Below are 18,553 nucleotides of genomic sequence, written 5' to 3' on the forward strand. Positions count from 1 at the left end.
ATGGAAATGATCTGTACCATTCATTATTAATAACAACAGAATTATGTTCAAGAACTGGCTTAAAATTGCTTTCGTCAATTATAAAAAAAATGCGCTGTCCACCATTATCAATATATTTGGACTTACGATAGGGCTTACAGGATTTATGCTGATCCTGATGCATTGGAATGATGAGGAATCCTATGAAAAATGGAATCCTAAAAAAGATGATATCTATGCCTTTCAAACCTATTCTAAGGCAGAGAACTCTTACCGTAGCAGTATTTCTTATCCTATGGCATTCAATGCCCTTAAGAAAATTCCCGAAGTTCAGGATTACGTTCTTTTCTTTGGTACCGGAATCGGTAATAAAATGACTACAAAATACCATACAGCATTTCAGCAGGACGGTCTTCTGGCATCTGAAAGCTTCTTTCATTTTTTTCCTTTTAAGATTATTTCAGGAGGAGCAAAAGATGCTTTAAAAACAGAAACCTCTATTGCTATTTCCAAACAGACGGCTATCAGGCTGTTCGGAAAGACAAATGTTGCGGGGGAATCTGTAAAGATTGAAAATAAAGACTATATCGTTACCGCGGTATACGAACTTCCGGAAGGAAATACGCAGATAAAACCGGAGTTTATCATTAATCCTGTGGAACAGTTCAGAAGTGACCGTGACCACTGGAATGACTATCGTTATGCATGTTTCTTCATGTTAAAAAAGGGAGTGGATCCGTCGGTTTTCAGTGAGAAATTTAAAAGAGACATCATTGAAGTAAGGGCAGCGGTAGACGCAAAAGATTCTGGAATCAGTACCCAGCAATTTCTTGAAAAATATGGCCCCAACACCGTTTTACTGACTCCACTTGATAAGATAAAACTCCATGCGAAATCTTCCCCGCTGGCTGCAGGAGATTTTAAAACTGTGCTGATCTTGTTTATTTTATCTGTACTGATCGTTGTTTTATCTGCTATTAATTTTATTAACCTAAAAACAGCAGAAGCATCTCAAAGAGGCAAAGAAGTAGGAGTGAGAAAGGCAATCGGAGGAACAAGGTCTTCACTGATGAGACAATTTCTTTTAGAGACTTTTATAATTTGCATGGTATCCTATTTTATTTCTCTGGTCCTTACGGAACTCCTGCTTCCGAGCTTTAATAAGTTTTTTGATAAAGAAATAAAGCTGAATGACTGGCATGTCTTTCTTTATTCCCTGATCATGGTACTTTTGGTTACTTTGCTGTCAGGACTTATTCCTGCTTTTTATCTCTCCAGCTTTAAAGCTATTGAAACACTGAAAGGGAATTTTTCACGAAGTAAGCACGGGATATGGTTAAGAAACGGAATTCTTACCCTTCAGTTGATGATCTCTTCGTTTTTTATCATCGGTGGGCTTATTGTAAACAGTCAGGTAAAATATATGATGAACAAAGATCTTGGTTTTAATGGAAAGCAAATCATGCTGATAACCTTCAATGAAAACGATCCTAAACCGTGGCTGAAGTATGAGCGTCTGAAGTCCGAAATTTCTAAAATTGATGGAGTAGAAGCGGTTTCCTTTGGAGATGCAGTTGCGGGGAGTAGCAGGAAGAAAAGTGCTAATATCGATTATATGCAGGAGACTATTAATACAAACTACAGCTCCATGGATTACAACTACCTGCAGTTTATGGAAGTGAAATTGTTAAAAGGACGCTGGCTAAACCCTAATCTCGCCTCAGATACAATTAACAGTCTGATCGTAAATGAAGCATTTGTTAAAAAGTTTGGCTGGACCGATGAGGAAGCTTTGGCGCGAAATTTAAATCCGGGATTCGATGACAATAAAAAATATAGGATTGTTGGGATCGTTAAAGATTTTAATCTTAAAAGTTTAAAATTTAAAGTAGAGCCCATTGCATTTTTCCATTACAAAGAAACTGCCGCAAACAGGTATGCTCTGCAAAGTATCCAGGTAAAGGTAAAACCTGATGATATTGAAGGAACAGTAAACAAGGTAAAAAAATACTGGGAAAACTCAGCTGAGCCGGGATATCCGTTCCAATACTATTTTGTAAATCAAAAATTTGCGAAAACCTTTGTACAGTATCAGAAACAGCAGACCTTATTTACTATTCTCAATGCCATGGTGCTTATGGTGGCTCTGCTTGGGCTTTTTGCTCTCTCTTCCCTGATGATCGAACAAAAGCTAAAAGAAGTAGCGATCAGGAAAACTTTAGGTGCGTCTGACCGTATTTTGGTCTTCGGACTGACCAGACAGTTTCTTTGGATTGCCATAATTGCAGTATTGATCAGTGTACCTATATGTTACTACCTGATGAACGAATGGCTGAAAGACTTTGCTTACAGAATTGATATGCCGTTATGGCCATTTATCGTCAGTTTCTGTGTATTGCTTGCATTGACATTTGCCGTGGTAAGTATAAAAGCGTACAAAGCTACAAAAGTCAATCTTGTAAAGTACCTTAAATATGAATAAGTAGCGCAATCATACTATATTTTTAATCTACTTAAATCAGAACGAACTCATGAAAAATTTCATTTTCATATTTTTTATCAGCCTGTATCCGGGGCAGCAAACCTGGAACCTGCAACAGTGCCTGGATTATGCATCTACGCATCATCCGTCAATAAAACAGGCCGCTGTTGCCGTAGAAAAGAATGACAGGCTGATCACCGGATCAAAAGGAATGCTCCTGCCAACAATAGAAGCAGGGGTAAACCACACGTATAGTTTCGGATCTTCAATCAACCAGTCCAGTAATCAGCGTGAAGCTCTTAATACACAATACGATCAATTCAACGCAAGGGCGGATTGGGAACTGTTCAACTGGAAAAATTTCCTGAATATCTCTCTTTCTAAATTGAATAAAGAAACCAGTACCTACAAGCTTGCGCAGGCTAAAAATGAAGTAAAGCTGAATGTTATACAGATGTTCTTCACGTATCAGAACAGCAAAAGCTGGCTGGAAGTGCTGGAAACCCAGATCTCAGGCATTGAAGAGCAGATTAAACGGACTGAAAAGGAGGTGGAGATTGGCAACAGGCCCAAAAGCGATATCTATGATATAAAAGCCAATTTAGGAACTTTACAGGAGCAATGGGTATCCGCCAAGAACCAGCGTGACCTGTCAAGGATTAACCTTCTCAATGCTATGGCGGTAACACAAGATTCGATAGATTTTGTTATGGATAATGAGAATCCTCTTTCAGAAAGTGAATTTCAGGATCCCGACTTTACAAAAAGGCTTTTAGAAAAGAATCCGGCTTACCAGTCGGTGATGGCGGAGATCAATGCACAGAAAAAAAAGGAAGAGGTAGCAAGAGCCGGATATTGGCCAACTTTGAACGGAACCTATAGCTGGTCAACTTTTTATAATAAGGTTTTGGGAAAAGATAATGCGTCGACCCTTAGTTTTTCTGATCAGTTCGGACAAAATAAGAATCAATCCCTTAGTTTCGGCCTCAGTATTCCCGTTTTCAATAAACTTCAGGTAAAAACAAATGTTGAGATCGCAAAACTGAATGCTATCAATTCCAACTATGACAAAGAACTGGTAATTAATAATCTCACACAAACCATCAATTCCATAAAAGCCCAGTTTCTGAATGCACAGGAAAAATACCATCTTCTGGATCTCAATTTTGAAAATCAGAAACTGTCATTTCAGAAATCGGAAGAAAAATACAAAGAGGGTTTAATGGATGCCTATACCTTCTTCGTTGTAAGGAACGGTTGGCTCCAGGCCAATTATAATCTCATCAGCAGTAAGAATGATCTTATTCAGCAGACTGAATTATTAAAAGTGCTGGAATCCGGTTTATAAAAACGGTTCAGCAGAAAAATAAAAACATATTTAACACTGATTATATTGAAGGCTATCCCGGATTTTCGGAATAGCCTTTTTTTTTGATTCAATCGTTATAGATTATTGAATTACAGCATTTCTTTTACTCAGAGTGTGAGCAGAAAAATAACCTAAAGCACCATTGCTGATGTTACTCGGCGGATTGGATGGAGTTACTCCACCACCGGGGCCGCCTCCATCAATGATTTGAAGCAATGCACTGTAGTACGTGAATACATTATTATCAATAGATTGCATTTCGACATGGATGGTGTCACCAACTACAACCTTGTGGCTGTTTCCGTCTTCGTCATCATTGGGAAGAAACAAAGGGCGCTGATTCAGTAATCCGTTATTGATATTATCTGAAAATACTTCAAGCGTCTTTTTAGGCTTGCTGTTGATAGTAAAGCTAAAAAGATAACGGTTTCCCAAGGCTACAGGATCCGTGAAAAGAGGCAAAAGGGTATAAGTGGTCTCTCCTCCGAATACAAAGGAATCCTGAGTAAGGCCATCGAAACTTACAGCTGCGGGCATAGTGCTTTGAGCAGTATATTGTTGTCCCTCAGCCTGTATTTTTAAAGTATAAGTCCTTCCTGATACTCCGCTGAAGTTGGTCGTCTGATATTTTCCGTCTCCGATATATTGCAGGGTTTCGGTTTGTCCCATGTTATCGCTTACAATCACCTGTGCATTGGTAACAGCAGGATACAAATTATTTTCTGTAACCGCTACTGATTTTGTTATTCTTACAATATAAGGACCAGGTTGATCTGTAATGTTTCCTTCAATGACGATCTTTCCACTCTGATCAGCCAGATCAAGGTCTATTTCTTTTTGACAAGAGGTCAATAAAAACAAGGATAATATGATAAAAAAAATATTCTTCATGATTTAAAATTTGAAATTGTAAGTAATATTAGGTACCCAACGGAATAATGAAGTTTGCATAGCACGCGTAGTTCCCGGATTATTTGGATTGTCTTCAAAAGTAATAGTATAGGCGTTTTCTCGACCATATATATTATAAATACCAAATGACCAAGATCCATGGAAGCGTTTAGTGGAATTAGGCTCATAAGTAGCACTTAGGTCCATCCTGTGGTAAGCAGGCATTCTATCCGCATTCCTGCTGCTGTACTGGAAAACGGTTTGTCCGTTCAGCTCATATTTTCCGGTAGGAAAAGTTACCGCATTTCCGGTGCTGTAAACAAATAATCCGGAAAAGGACCATTTGGGGTTTAGCTGATAGGTGGCCACAACGGATAAGTCGTGGGTTTTATCCATTCTTGCATTGTACCATTCGTTATCATTAATCCCATTGATTTTTCTCTCTGTTTTAGACAATGTATATGAGATCCAGCCTGTTAATTTCCCGCTTTTCTTTTTTGCAATCAATTCCAGACCATAAGCCCTTCCTTTTCCGAATAATAACTCACTTTCTACATCTGCTGCAGTATCAAAAGTAATTTGCGCACCGTTTTTAAAGTCGATCTGATTTTTCATTGATTTGTAATACACCTCAGCATTAATCTCGTAATTGTTGTTATTGAAATTTCTGCTGTAGCCTACGCTTACCTGATCTGCAATTTCGGGCTTTACCGTATAGCTGCTTCCGATCCACTGATCTGTAGGGTTTCCGCTGCTGCTATTGCTCAAAAGATGCAGATTCTGGGTGTTTCTGGAGTATCCTCCTTTTACACTGCTCACTTCATTGATCCTGTAATTGGCTGTAATACGCGGTTCCGGATTTACATACGTTTTCCCGAATTTTCCTTTTTCAAGATATCTGCTGTCCGTAAGAACACCGTTATCATAACTATTAAATGTATCTCCACCTAAAACACTGAATGTAGAGAGCCGCACACCATAATTAATGGTCAGCTTTTCGGTTGCTTTAAAATCATCGTTTATATAAATGGCATTTTCCCACGAATACCGTGGATTTCTTGGAAAGCTGCTGACACTTGTTCCTGAGGCACTGCTCGGTGTCAGGGTATGGTAAATGGACTGTAGGCCAAAACGAACCGAATGCTTATTTCCGGCAAACCATGTGAAATCCTGTTTAAGGTTCCAGTCCTGGATCTCTGAGTTCAGTCCGAATTTATTATCATTACTTTCCAGGCTTACTTTATAATTATAGTCGCTGTAGATCAGGGAAGTGTTGGAGAATAATTTACTGCTGATGATGCTGTTCCATCGCAAAGTAGCGGTTGTATTTCCCCAGTCTGTCGCAAAGGTCTTCCCGATTCCCAAAACGTCTCTTCCAAAATATCCGGATAAATACAGTCGGTTATTATCATTGATCTGATAATTGGCCTTTAAGTTCAGATCATAGAAATACAGCTTGCTGTCCTTAAAATCTTCACTTCCTTTTAGAAATAAATCCGCATACGTTCTTCTTCCGGAAACTATAAACGATGATTTTTCTTTTTGAATAGGACCTTCCACACTTAATCTGCTGCTGATCAAACCAATTCCTCCATTGATATTATAATCTTTATTATTTCCATCCTTCATTTTCACGTCCATGACAGAAGAAAGGCGACCACCGTATTGTGCGGGGCTGTTTCCTTTGATGATACTGGCATCCTTTAAGGCATCACTGTTAAATGTGCTGAAAAAGCCCAACAGGTGAGAAGCATTATAAACAGGAGCTTCATCCAGTAAAATTAAGTTTTGATCAGTAGCTCCACCTCTAACACTGAATCCACTGCTTCCTTCACCATTACTTTTGATCCCCGGCAACAACTGAATGGTTTTCATAACATCCTTTTCACCGAATAAAACCGGAAGCTTCTCAATATTTTTAATACTTAAAGTCTCGGTACCCATTTGGGCAGTAGAAAGGTTTTTATCTTTTTTTACTCCGGAGATGATCACTTCATCAATCTTTGCTGTTCTCTCTTCTTCCTCCTGGTTCAGCGGAAGGTCCAGCTTGATATTCTTATCTACCGTGATGCTCTGTTCAAAATCCCTGTATCCCGGATATGAAATGATCATGGTGTAATTTCCTTCCGGTAGCGATAAAGAGTAGAAGCCATATTCATTGGCAACCACATTTATCGAAGGATCTTCAGCTACTTTTACGGTAACCCCAATCAACAATTCTCCGTTTTTTTTATCCTTGATCGTTCCGCTAACCGTGTATTTTTGTTGGGCTAAAACGACCGTACTGAAACAGAGTGCAGCTGAGGCAGCCGCAATTTTAAAAAAAGATGTTTGCATTCAGTTTATTATTTAAGTAGTAGATTTTTTAAATATAGTAGTAGGGTTTAATGGTGGATTGTTACAAGGATTGAAAAGGAAGTTTAATTTAACTCAGGAAGAGGTTTTTGAGGAATAGGTAGGTCACAGTTTTATAGTTTTTAGTGAATATTTTTAACTTAGAAATACGTCCTTTGAAAATATACATCGCGAAAATAGGTATTTTGATTTGTAAAATACATTTATCACTGTTAATTTTCAAACAATTGTGAGTTTTGCATCATGGTCTTAGGTTTACGGATCGGCCAGTTACCGGATTTGATTCATCTTGTTATAGGATTAATAGTTTGTTATTCATGAAAATAACTGAGAAATGATAAAAATATTGGATGGCAGATTAAAAAAATTAATAATTTTAAAAACTTTTCAAATTATTAAACACTAAAACAATAAACATGAAAAAAGTAACAGGTATCGGAGGTATCTTTTTTAAATGTAAAGATCTTAATAGGTATTTGATACCAATCATTAAAAGCTAATTTTAAAAGTTATGCTATGATTCACTCATTCCATTTAAATATAAAACAATGAAAAAATTTATCGTATTATTTAGAGAACCTGATGGAAGGACCATACAACATTCTGATGATGATATTAAAGCTCATCAGGAAAATTGGAAGAATTGGTTTTCGACTTGGGGACAAAAGGGAAAGCTGGAAGGTGGGAGCGGCTTAACATTAGAAGGAAGAATGATAAAAGATAATGGAAATACAGTCACCAATGAAATCTATAAGAATCATCATGAAATCGTTGGAGGGTATTTGTTGTTGAAGTGTACTGATTTTGACGAAGCGGTAGAAATAATGAAAACCTGCCCAATTTATGAATTTGATGGCTATGCTGAAATAAGGGAACTGCAAAATCAGGATTAAAAAGCCTTTGATGAAATGAACAATAATCTATATACTATCTTTGGCTTTGCCATCCACCCTTGTTATTTCTGCATTTATCTTTTAGCTGCATTTAATTTCCGATCAATTCTTATATTTGATCTATGAAAAAAGGATTATTGACGTTATTTATTGTTGCATTTGCTAGTTATTCTCAGGCACAAATGAAATCCCCGCCAAGGGTAGAACAAGGAGTTTCTTACGAATTGGCACAGTTCAGAAAAAATACATTAAGCGGCATCAGATATGAGCTTAGTTTAAACATTCCGGAAAGCAAATCCGAAAGGATAAAGGCAAATGAAATTCTGCATTTTACCTATAAAAAACAGGATGAAGCTCCGTTACAAATAGACTTTAAGGAAGAAGCCGCATATTTAATTTCTGTATCTGTAAACGGTAAGGCCGTAAAACCGGTTCTGGAAAATGAACATATAATAATTGAATCCAGATTTCTTCAATCAGGAGCGAACGAGATTCATTTTACGTTTCTCGCAGGTAATGCAGCATTGAACAGACGTGATGGTTATCTGTATACTCTTTTTGTTCCAGACCGGGCCAGGACTATGTTTCCCTGTTTTGATCAGCCCAATCTGAAAGCCAGTTACACCTTATCCCTTACGATTCCTGAAAAATGGAATGCTTTAGCCAATGGAAAACTGAAAGAAACAAGTATCCGGAAAGGAACAAAAACATTGAATTTTGCAGCTTCAGACCTGCTTCCAACCTATTTATTTTCTTTTGCTGCCGGAGATTTTAAAGATTTTACAGCAAAAATCGGAAAAGAAGATTCTAAAATCCTATACCGTGAAACGGATTCTGTGAAAATTAAGAACAGTATGGACTCTGTATTCACACTCTATCGAAATTCTCTAGCTTACTATGAGAAATGGACTGACATTCCACATCCATTCCAAAAGCATGGAATGGTTGCGGTTCCCGATTTTCAGTTTGGAGGTATGGAGCATCCCGGGGCTATACTATTTCAAAACTCAACCTTGTTTTTAGATAAAAATGCCACCCAAAATCAGTTAAACAGTCGTTCCAATCTTATTGCCCATGAAGTAGCCCATTTGTGGTTCGGAGATATGGTGACAATGGATTGGTTCAACGATGTCTGGATGAAAGAGGTATTTGCCAATTTTATGGCAGACAAAAGTACCGGAGCTGCATCAGATAAAAGTGTGTATGATCTCAAGTTTTTAACGACACACTTTCCGGCTGCTTATTCAGTAGACAGGACTCTGGGAGCGAATCCGATACGTCAGACTCTGGATAATCTGAAAAATGCAGGAATGATGTACGGTCCTATTATTTATAACAAAGCCCCCATTATGATGAGACAGCTGGAGCTGTTAACAGGAGAGGAGAATTTCAGGAAAGGAATTGATGAATACCTTAAGAAATATGCATACAGCAATGCAACCTGGCCGGATCTTATCAGGATTCTGGACCAATATACAGATGAGGATTTACAAAGCTGGAATAAAGTTTGGGTGAATGATCCCGGAAGACCGGTTTTTGATAATGAAGTACAATATAAAGGGAATACGATTGATCAATTTACGATCTTACAACATCCCGAGCATGGAAAAGAGCATAAATCCTGGCCACAGGAGTTCCAGATTGCTTTATTTTATCCGGACAGGGTTGAAAAAACAGAAGTTAAAATTTCAGGAAGACAGCAGGAAATTACAGCATTAAAAGGAAAAATGAAACCTCTTTTCATTCTTCAGAACTCTTCCGGTATTGGATACGGCATATTCGGTATAGACAAAGGGATGCTGTCCAACTTTTCTCTGGTTAAAGATCCTGTCAACAGAGCGAGCGCCTATATTTCATTATATGAAAATATGCTGGGAGGAACGGGCATTAGTCCACAGGATTTGTTGTATTTTTTTACAGCACAACTTCAAAATGAAAGTTCAGAGCTGAATCTACGTCTTATCATGGGATATATTTCGGGTATTTACTGGGAATTTTTACCGGAATCTCAGCGGATAAAAGAATCGGAAAATTTAGAAAATACCTTATGGAAAGCGTTACAGGTGCAAACCACAAAAAATAATAAAAAAATTCTTTTTGACGGATACCAGGGAATCTTTCAATCTAAAAAAGCGTATGATAATTTGTATGCCATCTGGAAATCACAAACTCCACCCGAAGGTGTGTCTTTGAATGATGAGGATTATACAGGACTTGCGCTTTCCTTATCATTAAGGAATAACAACAATAATGATCTCCTGCAGGAACAGTTAGCTCGTATTAAAAACCCGGACCGGATCAACCGTTTTAAGATCATTATGAAAGCGGCATCTTCAGATCAGAAAATCCGTGATGATTTTTTCAAAAGCTTATCCGAAAAACAAAACAGAACCAATGAATCTGCCGTGGTGGCTGCCGTAGGATATTTACATCACCCATTGAGACAGCAGACTTCTATCAGCTATCTTCCAAAAACTTTAGAATTGTTACAGGAAATACAAAAAACCGGAGACATATTTTTTCCTGATAACTGGCTTCGTTCTGCATTCGGAAATTATCAGGATCCAAAGGCACTTGAAATTGTCAATCAGTTCCTTTTGAACAATCCGGATTATAATAAAATCCTGAAGAATAAGATTTTGCAGGCCTCTGATAATCTGAGAAGGGCCCAAAAACTTGTAAAATAAACACTTTTCCTGCTTGTTCAGGAGGATTTGTATGAACAGGTATACATCTGTTTTTCAGAAAATGGTTATATTCGGTGTCGCAAAAAAAATGATATGCAAGTATATGAAGCAATTTCTGTCGGATTATACCTGTTGCTGATGATTGGCATAGGTATTTATTCTTACAGGAAATCAACCAGTAATTCAGAGGAATTTTTAATAGGAGGAAGAAAAATGGGAGCAGCTGTTACCGCGCTATCCGCCGGGGCTGCCGATATGAGTGGCTGGTTGCTGATGGGAGTTCCCGGGGCCATGTATTTTACCGGGATCTCCAGTGCATGGATCGCGATAGGGCTCACGATAGGAGCTTATCTCAATTATATTATTGTCGCACCCAGACTCCGGGTATATACAGAGGTTGCCCAGAATTCCATTACACTTCCGGTATTTTTTGAAAACAGATTTAAAAACAAAAATCACCTTCTCAAAATAACTTCGTCTATTTTTATTCTTGTGTTTTTTACCCTCTATACTTCTGCAGGAATGGTTTCAGGGGGGAAATTATTCGAGTCCGCATTCAGGATGGACTATACTGCCGGTTTATTATTAACGAGCTTAGTTGTGGTATTATATACATTTTTAGGAGGATTTCTTGCGGTGAGTTTAACGGACTTTGTGCAGGGAACAATTATGGTACTGGCGCTTGTCATTGTACCGATTGTCGCTATTTCTGAGATAGGAAGTGTTCAGGAAACTTTTTCATTGATCGAAGCAAAAGACCCAAAGTACCTGGACCTGTTTAAGGGAACGACCACGGTGAGTATTGTTTCCCTTCTTGCGTGGGGATTAGGATACTGTGGGCAGCCACATATCCTGGTTCGTTTTATGGCAATTGATAAGCCGAAAGATCTGATCAAAGCAAGACGGATCGGAATCACATGGATGATCTTTACTGTTGCTGGCGCTTTAGCAATAGGGTTGGTAGGAATTGCTTATCTGCAAAAGTTTGATGTAAATACCATGATGAAATTTGATGCTTCAAAAACCGAGGCAGAGACTATTTTTATTTATTTCTCAAGGATACTATTCCATCCGTTTATTGCAGGATTTTTGCTTACAGCGATTCTCGCAGCAGTAATGAGTACCATTTCATCTCAGTTGCTGGTTACTTCGAGCTCATTAACAGAAGACATTTACAAAGCTTTTCTGAATAAAAAGGCAACCTCAAAACAATTACTGATCGCCAGCAGGCTTTCCGTTCTGTTAGTTGCTGTTGTTGCTATGTTATTATCATTGAATCCAAAGGATAGTATTCTTAATCTTGTGGGAAATGCATGGGCAGGTTTCGGGTCTGCATTCGGTCCTTTGATTTTACTATCTCTTTTATGGAAAAAGACAACGTGGCAGGGTGGTTTGGCAGGAATGCTGGCCGGAGGTATAACCATCCTATGCTGGGTGTATATTCAGCATCCACTGAAAGACTGGTATGAAATGATTCCCGGATTTACACTTTCATTCATCACCAATGTTATTGTTTCATTGGCTACCTATAAACCTGATCCGGTTATTGAACGTGAATTTGATGAGGTAAGCCAGATCATTAAGGAATAAAATAAAGATGCATTAAGATGCTCATTATACTAAAAGCCAACTCTGTAGAGTTGGCTTTTTATTTACATTCAAATCTTTATGTAGGAAATAGCTGTTAAAGATTATGGTTTTGTTAATCTCAGGTATGCAAAAACCGCTGACGGCTAAATAAAACTTCTTCGCTTTCCCGATGTTCAGGATCATCAACACAACAGTCTACCGGACAAACCGCTTTGCATTGAGGCTCTTCATGGAAACCCTTACATTCTGTACATTTTCCCGGGACAATATAATAAACATCATCAGAAATAGCCTGGTTATAGGCATTGGCATCTACTTCCGTACCGTCAGGAAAAATAGTTTTCCCGGAAAGCTTTGTTTTATCCTGCCAACGCCAGTCGATGGCACCTTCATAAATTGCAGAGTTCGGGCATTCCGGCTCACAGGCTCCACAGTTAATGCACGCATCCGTTATTGTTATAGCCATGATATCAATCGTTTAGATTCTTTAATAAAGGTACGGGATTTTATATTATCAATCCCGATGTTTTCTTTATACTTTGGAATAAATTATTTTTTCTATCCTGTTTGTGGTTGCGATGCTGATCAATCTGTCCAGCTTATCGGAATAAAGAGGAGAGATTTTATTTTCAGCATCAAACAGGGACGTTCTGATCATAGGAACACTGTAAGGCAGCGGCCATGCCCGTAACGATTTGGCAATAGAATCCATTGCGTTGATCCCCTGCATGGCCTGTAAACCATCTGCCCAGCATACAAGGCCTACTGTCTTATCTGTAAGGTAGGGCTGTTCATTGTCAGCGGTTACCTCAAGCCAGTCCAGGCAGTTTTTCATTACACCCGGAATACTTCCATGATAGAGAGGAGCCAGCCAGAAGTGAATATCTGCTCCCAGGAATAATTGGGTCATACGCTCTACAGCCAATGGTGTTTTGGTAAGGGTAATATCATAAAGTGGAATACCGGAATCAGCGAGGGCAAATGTTTCATGAATGATGCCCAGCTCTTCAAGTTTGTCCGTAAAATATTTGGAAAGGATCCCTGAAGTGGATTTTGGTCTTCTCTCCAAAGCGCCGTTGAAGATAATTGCTTTCATTTTATTTAATTTTTTAATATGACTTTAGGAAGGCCTACTTCACCATACATCAGACTTTTGACAAATGGTTTCATAAGCTGGGTGATTAAAAGATAAAGAGCAGGAGAAGTTTCGGATCTTGCTTTAACAACAATTTTAAGATCCTTATACTGCTCCGGTTCTACATTTTGAAGTTCTTTTTTCCAAAGATCCAGAAGGATCTCTTCTGAACTGCGTATATCTGTATAAACAGAATACCCGGATAATTTATCCATCAGTAACATATATGCCCACGGTGGAATGATGGCCTCTGTAGAGCAGATAACAGCGACGGCTTTTCCAGTGTACACCGAGAAATCAATAGATGACAGGGACTCTTTAAATTCTTTTTCTTTGAGAATCATTCCCATGAAGAGATGATCCTTAAGATCAAACTCAACAATCTCTATAGTGGGTTTATAATCCCAAAGATCAAATGGAATGATTCCCGAAGCCTCAGCTTTATTAATAAAAATATTCTGGTTCATAAGTAGGCAACCTGTTTTGTTCTAGGAATGTTATTTGATTTTTGAGAGAGCTTCTTCATATTTTTTCTCTACTGATGCCCAGTCAAGAACTGCCCAGAATGCATCCAGATAATCTGCTCTTTTATTTTGGTAGGCTAAATAATAAGCATGCTCCCAAACATCTATTCCCAATATTGGAAACCCTCTGTTGGCAGATTGAATATCCATCATAGGATTGTCCTGATTAGGGGTTGAGCTTAAGGCAATAGAACCATTGAATTTTACATAGAGCCAAACCCATCCCGACCCAAATTGTCCCAGACCTGCTTTTTTTATCTCAGTTTTAAGGGTATCAAGGTTTCCAAAAGTGGAGTCGATTACCTCTGCAAGTTTTCCCTCAGGAAGAAGTTTAGGTGCAGGAGAGAGGATTTCCCAAAATAAAGAGTGGTTAAAATGTCCACCGCCGTTATTTCTTACAGCAGGGCTGTACTCACTGATCCTCTGTAGAAGAGAATCCAGATCAGTCTCTTTTTCTTCGGCCTGTTCTAAGGCAGCATTTAGATTATCAACGTATGCCTGATGATGTTTTTGGTGATGAATAGTCATTGTTGCTTTATCAATAAAAGGCTCTAATGCATCGTAAGCATACGGCAGCTGGGGTAGGGTAAATGCGTTCATTACTTTGATTTTTTATTAATGTGTTTCAAAGGTAAACATTTATTTCAATTAAACAACTTTTGGGTTGTTTAATTAGTGGTCCTATTGAGTCCTCCCATATATTATAAATGACTGATTTGTCGTTATAAAGCCGATATAATAGAAAATGACTATCTTTGTTGTAAGAAATAAAACAACCTATATATTGCCAAATGAAAAAACCGGCAGCAGATCGTATTCTGATGTTTTTAAAGATGAGAGGGGAAGCTACTTCGCTTTTGATCTCTGAAGAACTCTCCATAACAAAGGAAGGGGCGAGAAAGCACTTGCTAAATCTTGTTAAAGAAGGACTTATTGAGTCTGTTATCAGGAGTGAAGGAGTGGGGCGTCCTTCCACTTATTATATCCTTACCCGAAGGGGGCTTTCACAATTCCCGGATACCCACGCTGACGTTACCGTACAGCTTCTGAAGTCTGTAAAAGACCTATTGGGAGATAATGCACTGGATTTATTGATCAATGACAGGGAAAAAACGACGTATCAGAGGTACGAGAAAGCGCTTACCAAAGCAAAATCGTTGGAAGACCGACTGGAAATTCTATCAAAAATAAGGAATGACGAAGGGTATATGGCAGAATGGACAAAGGAAGGAGCTGATTATTTTTTAATAGAAAACCATTGTCCGATCTGTGCAGCTGCAAGTGAATGCCAGGGGTTTTGCCGGGCAGAATTATCCAATTTTCAGAACCTGATAGGTTTGGACTATAAAGTAGAAAGGGTAAAGCATATCCTGTCCGGAGCTCAGAGATGTGTGTATAAGATCAGTGTATAATAGCCTGATCGGAGGAGAGGATAAGGGCAATATGCAATTAAGAAAAATATCTTTATTCTATTTTCACACTCATTTCCTGTACTTCTTCTGCCGAAAAGCCATAAATCTGAGGTGTTTTTACATCCAACAGGTTCAGGTAAATATAAAGTTCGCCTCTGTGGTGGATTTCATGTTCCAGCATTGCCCGCAGCCATTTCCATATTGTAATTTCCTGATTCGCGGGAGTAAGACACTTCTTATACAGGTCTTCATCCGATAGCCGGCTTATAATATCGATAGTCTGCCGGTGCATTTCGTTAAAATATTTCAGTATGTTGTCATAACCATCTGCCAGCTCTTTTCCGCAGCCCTGATAAGCACTCCTTCTTCCTGCAATGGTTTCTCCGTACATATAACGTTCAATGGCTGCAATATGCCTGATCTGGTCGCCTACGGTAAACTTTCCCGGTTTATATGAAAAATCAAGGTGTTCCGGCTGGATAACTTCCAGCAGCCGAAGGGTTCGGGACCGTACTTTTTCGTAATAATCAATAAATGACTGTGCTGATCTTATCTCCATCGTATTAATTTTATTTCTGTCAGTTTAAACTTAAAAGATGTCTTTATAGGTCCAAACATTTTGTGAATATATGAAAATCTGAATTTACTGTTTTTATGATCTTTTTAGGCTGATCAAAAACAGGGAAGTACTTAACATAATAAAAAAGTCTACTATTTTAGTAGACTAATTGAAAGTATATTTTATATTTGCAGGCATATTCAGATAATAAATTTACAAAATTGATGTTATGTGTTTAATTTATTCAACTTATTCTTATGTAATGTATAAATCATTTATAAGCCGGAAGAAGGGAAATTTTTTATTGAATATTAATTGCAACTTTGTTGCTTTTTAAAAATTTTTTATTATTATTGCAATTAAATTGCATTAATAAAACGTGATCCTTTCAAAAAAAATAAATAATTCATGGATTATTAGAAAATAAAGGATAATAATTAAATGCAGGATGGATTTTGGTGAAGTGCTTTTCTGAGCTGTAAAAGATGCTCTTTTTGGATTGATTTTTAACTTAAAAAACATATTTAAATTTACCACTAATGAAAAAACAATTACTTGTAATCAGCACCCTGATGGTTAGTCTTGCGAGTGCTCAATCCAATGATATCTTACAAAAAGAATTCGAAAAGCAAAACAGAGAAAACAACGACAGGTTTGATTCATATGTAGCCAAACAATATGGTTCCGCTAAAGGAGCAGCCAATCAAAAGGAAATTGAAGAGCAAAGAAGCAATCTGGCAGGATTTCTACCTGATGGAAAGCCTTACTTCTACAAACAGCAGGATATAAGACAAGTTCAGAATGCCAATGCTGACGCTCTGAACACAGCGGGTAGTGTAGCGGGACTTACCAATGCATACAAAGGAGAGAATATTAAATTTACGGTCTTTGACGGAGGAAGGGTTTATGCTGCTCATCCCGCATTTGACAATGCAGTTGGTAGAATTACCAATAGAGAAGCTTCAACTCAGATCTACAGTGCACATTCAACAGGAGTTGCCGGATTTATAGGAAGCAGGGCATTAACCATTTCAGGAACTTTAAATGGTGCGGCAGTTACTGGAAATATCCAGGGAGTTGCGGTAAATTCAACCATAGATTCATATAGATTTGCTCAAACAGTACTACCGGGAAATACAGCGGCAAGTAATGTATTTCAAAAAATATTAATTGCACAGCCTAAAATATCCAATCATTCTTACGGGGTTAATCCAGGTTGGGATGTAGTAAAAGATGCTAACGGAAGCAATGTCTGGCTATGGAATGGTGCTTATGATAGTCCTGATACCTCTTTTGATACTCAGGGATCTTATTTATCCAATGATCAGAATTATGATCAGATCGTATACAGTAATCCTTCTTATATTATAGTAAAATCAGCAGGGAATTCTTTCGGATATGGCCCTACAATGCCAGGAACCACAACATTTCCAAAGTATTACAGAGACAGCAATGGTAATCTGGTTCAGTTTGCTTCTACAGATACTTTACCTGCAAATAATTGTGCACAAGGCTATGACTGTATAGGTCAAGGCTCATTAGCCAAAAATATTATTGTGGTAGGCGCTACAGATGTGATCTCTACGAATAACTTTAAATATTCTGTTCCTTCGGATGTGGTGCATTCTGATTACAGCAGTGCAGGACCAAGAGATGACGGTGGAATAAAACCGGATATCACAACCACGGGTACAAATGTGTTTTCAGCTTCTACAGCAGAAGATACTACGGGAAGTGTGAAATATGATTATGGAAGTGGAACATCTTATTCCGCCCCGGTGGTAACCGGAGTAATCGGTTTATGGTCCCAGATTTACAAAGATCTATTTTCTGATCAGCTTCTTAATGCTGCCAGTGCTAAAACTTTAATGGTTCATTCTGCTTCTGAAGCAGGTAATGTAGGTCCTGATCCATGGTTTGGCTGGGGATATATCAATGCAAAAAAAGGCGCTGAGCTATTGGTTGGAAAAGCAAACAATACTGTAGTTTTCAATAATGAAACTCTCAATAACGGTGTTGCCTACACAAAAGTGATAAAAGCATCAGGAACTGAACCTCTAAAAGTAACCATATCCTGGATTGATCCTGCTTACAATGTTCCTGCGAACCTAACCTGGGGACAAGTTTATAACAACAGAAGCTCGAGATTGGTGAATGATCTGGATCTGAGAATCATTGATACGACGAATAATACGGTTTATACTCCATGGAAACTTGATGCTGCTAGTCCTATGACCCCGGCAACCAAAGGAGATAACACGGTGGATAACGTGGAACAGGTAGTCATTGATGCTCCGGTTGCAGGTAGAAATTACAGGATAGAAATCACAAATAAAGGGAATCTGGTGAACAGTGCCGGAGCAGGGGCCCCTCAGGATTATTCGATTATTGTTACAGGCTACAGTGAACAAGTTCTCGCAACAAGTGAGAGAGGAATTGCAAAAACCGAAAGTTTAATCATTGCTCCTACCATTACCAAAGATGTGGTTAAAGTACTGAATGCACCTAAAAACTCAACCTTCAATGTGTATGATCTTTCAGGTAAAAAGATACAAAGCGGAACGATAAACACCAACGAAGCGAGTGTAGATTTGTCTTCGAATGCCAATGGTATTTACATTATTGAGGTAAAAACAGATAAAGAAACGATCTCTAAAAAAATTATTAAAGAATAAGC

General features: G+C 38.2%; 14 protein-coding genes. 7 read left to right on the forward strand and 7 right to left on the reverse strand.

Going from position 1 to position 18,553, the window contains the following annotated elements; genetic code table 11:
- Positions 1 to 43 precede the first annotated feature (43 nt).
- Complete coding sequence (locus ACNFU2_RS00935) at positions 44 to 2,461, forward strand: FtsX-like permease family protein (RefSeq protein WP_418123300.1); 2,418 nt, start codon at positions 44 to 46, stop codon at positions 2,459 to 2,461.
- Between the two features lie 49 nt (positions 2,462 to 2,510).
- Positions 2,511 to 3,809, forward strand: a complete 1,299-nt coding sequence (locus ACNFU2_RS00940) for a TolC family protein (protein ID WP_172278031.1) — start codon at positions 2,511 to 2,513, stop codon at positions 3,807 to 3,809.
- Positions 3,810 to 3,911: 102 nt separating this feature from the next.
- Here ACNFU2_RS00940 and ACNFU2_RS00945 read toward each other — a convergent pair whose 3' ends face one another.
- Positions 3,912 to 4,721 carry a DUF4249 domain-containing protein gene (locus ACNFU2_RS00945; protein WP_273647650.1) on the reverse strand — a complete coding sequence of 270 codons (810 nt, stop codon included), beginning with the start codon at positions 4,719 to 4,721 and terminating at the stop codon, positions 3,912 to 3,914.
- 3 nt (positions 4,722 to 4,724) lie between these two features.
- Positions 4,725 to 7,058, reverse strand: coding sequence for a TonB-dependent receptor (locus ACNFU2_RS00950; RefSeq protein ID WP_273647651.1), 2,334 nt, complete (start codon positions 7,056 to 7,058; stop codon positions 4,725 to 4,727).
- Between the two features lie 566 nt (positions 7,059 to 7,624).
- On the opposite strand from ACNFU2_RS00950, the gene ACNFU2_RS00955 reads away from it, so the two are divergent.
- From ACNFU2_RS00955 to putP, 3 genes are all read left to right on the forward strand, one after another.
- Positions 7,625 to 7,969 carry a YciI family protein gene (locus ACNFU2_RS00955; RefSeq protein ID WP_273647652.1) on the forward strand — a complete coding sequence of 115 codons (345 nt, stop codon included), beginning with the start codon at positions 7,625 to 7,627 and terminating at the stop codon, positions 7,967 to 7,969.
- Positions 7,970 to 8,091: 122 nt separating this feature from the next.
- On the forward strand, positions 8,092 to 10,656 hold the full coding sequence (locus tag ACNFU2_RS00960; protein WP_273647653.1) for a M1 family metallopeptidase: 2,565 nt from the start codon (positions 8,092 to 8,094) through the stop codon (positions 10,654 to 10,656).
- A 93-nt stretch (positions 10,657 to 10,749) separates the two neighbouring features.
- Positions 10,750 to 12,246: a sodium/proline symporter PutP gene (putP, locus tag ACNFU2_RS00965; protein WP_273647654.1), complete on the forward strand. Its 1,497-nt coding sequence runs from the start codon at positions 10,750 to 10,752 to the stop codon at positions 12,244 to 12,246.
- Positions 12,247 to 12,364: 118 nt separating this feature from the next.
- On the opposite strand, the gene ACNFU2_RS00970 is transcribed toward putP, so the two are convergent.
- From ACNFU2_RS00970 to ACNFU2_RS00985, 4 genes are all read right to left on the reverse strand, one after another.
- Positions 12,365 to 12,712 (reverse strand): 4Fe-4S dicluster domain-containing protein, encoded by a 348-nt coding sequence (locus tag ACNFU2_RS00970; protein WP_172278050.1) that lies wholly within the window; start codon positions 12,710 to 12,712, stop codon positions 12,365 to 12,367.
- Positions 12,713 to 12,778: 66 nt separating this feature from the next.
- On the reverse strand, positions 12,779 to 13,342 hold the full coding sequence (locus ACNFU2_RS00975) for an NADPH-dependent FMN reductase (protein ID WP_172278052.1): 564 nt from the start codon (positions 13,340 to 13,342) through the stop codon (positions 12,779 to 12,781).
- Between the two features lie 5 nt (positions 13,343 to 13,347).
- Entirely contained in the window at positions 13,348 to 13,848 is a 501-nt protein-coding gene (locus ACNFU2_RS00980) for a DUF2480 family protein (RefSeq protein ID WP_273647656.1), read from the reverse strand.
- A gap of 30 nt (positions 13,849 to 13,878) precedes the next feature.
- Positions 13,879 to 14,505: a superoxide dismutase gene (locus ACNFU2_RS00985; RefSeq protein ID WP_273647657.1), complete on the reverse strand. Its 627-nt coding sequence runs from the start codon at positions 14,503 to 14,505 to the stop codon at positions 13,879 to 13,881.
- 191 nt (positions 14,506 to 14,696) lie between these two features.
- Between ACNFU2_RS00985 and ACNFU2_RS00990 the strand changes: the two genes are divergently transcribed.
- Positions 14,697 to 15,317, forward strand: coding sequence for a helix-turn-helix transcriptional regulator (locus ACNFU2_RS00990; protein WP_172278058.1), 621 nt, complete (start codon positions 14,697 to 14,699; stop codon positions 15,315 to 15,317).
- A gap of 52 nt (positions 15,318 to 15,369) precedes the next feature.
- Here ACNFU2_RS00990 and ACNFU2_RS00995 read toward each other — a convergent pair whose 3' ends face one another.
- Positions 15,370 to 15,876, reverse strand: coding sequence for a DinB family protein (locus ACNFU2_RS00995; protein WP_172278060.1), 507 nt, complete (start codon positions 15,874 to 15,876; stop codon positions 15,370 to 15,372).
- 539 nt (positions 15,877 to 16,415) lie between these two features.
- Here ACNFU2_RS00995 and ACNFU2_RS01000 point away from each other — a divergent pair.
- Positions 16,416 to 18,551 (forward strand): S8 family peptidase, encoded by a 2,136-nt coding sequence (locus tag ACNFU2_RS01000; protein WP_418123305.1) that lies wholly within the window; start codon positions 16,416 to 16,418, stop codon positions 18,549 to 18,551.
- Positions 18,552 to 18,553 lie beyond the last annotated feature (2 nt).

The sequence above is a fragment of the Chryseobacterium sp. PTM-20240506 genome, assembly GCF_048296755.1.
Lineage (GTDB): Bacteria > Bacteroidota > Bacteroidia > Flavobacteriales > Weeksellaceae > Chryseobacterium > Chryseobacterium proteolyticum.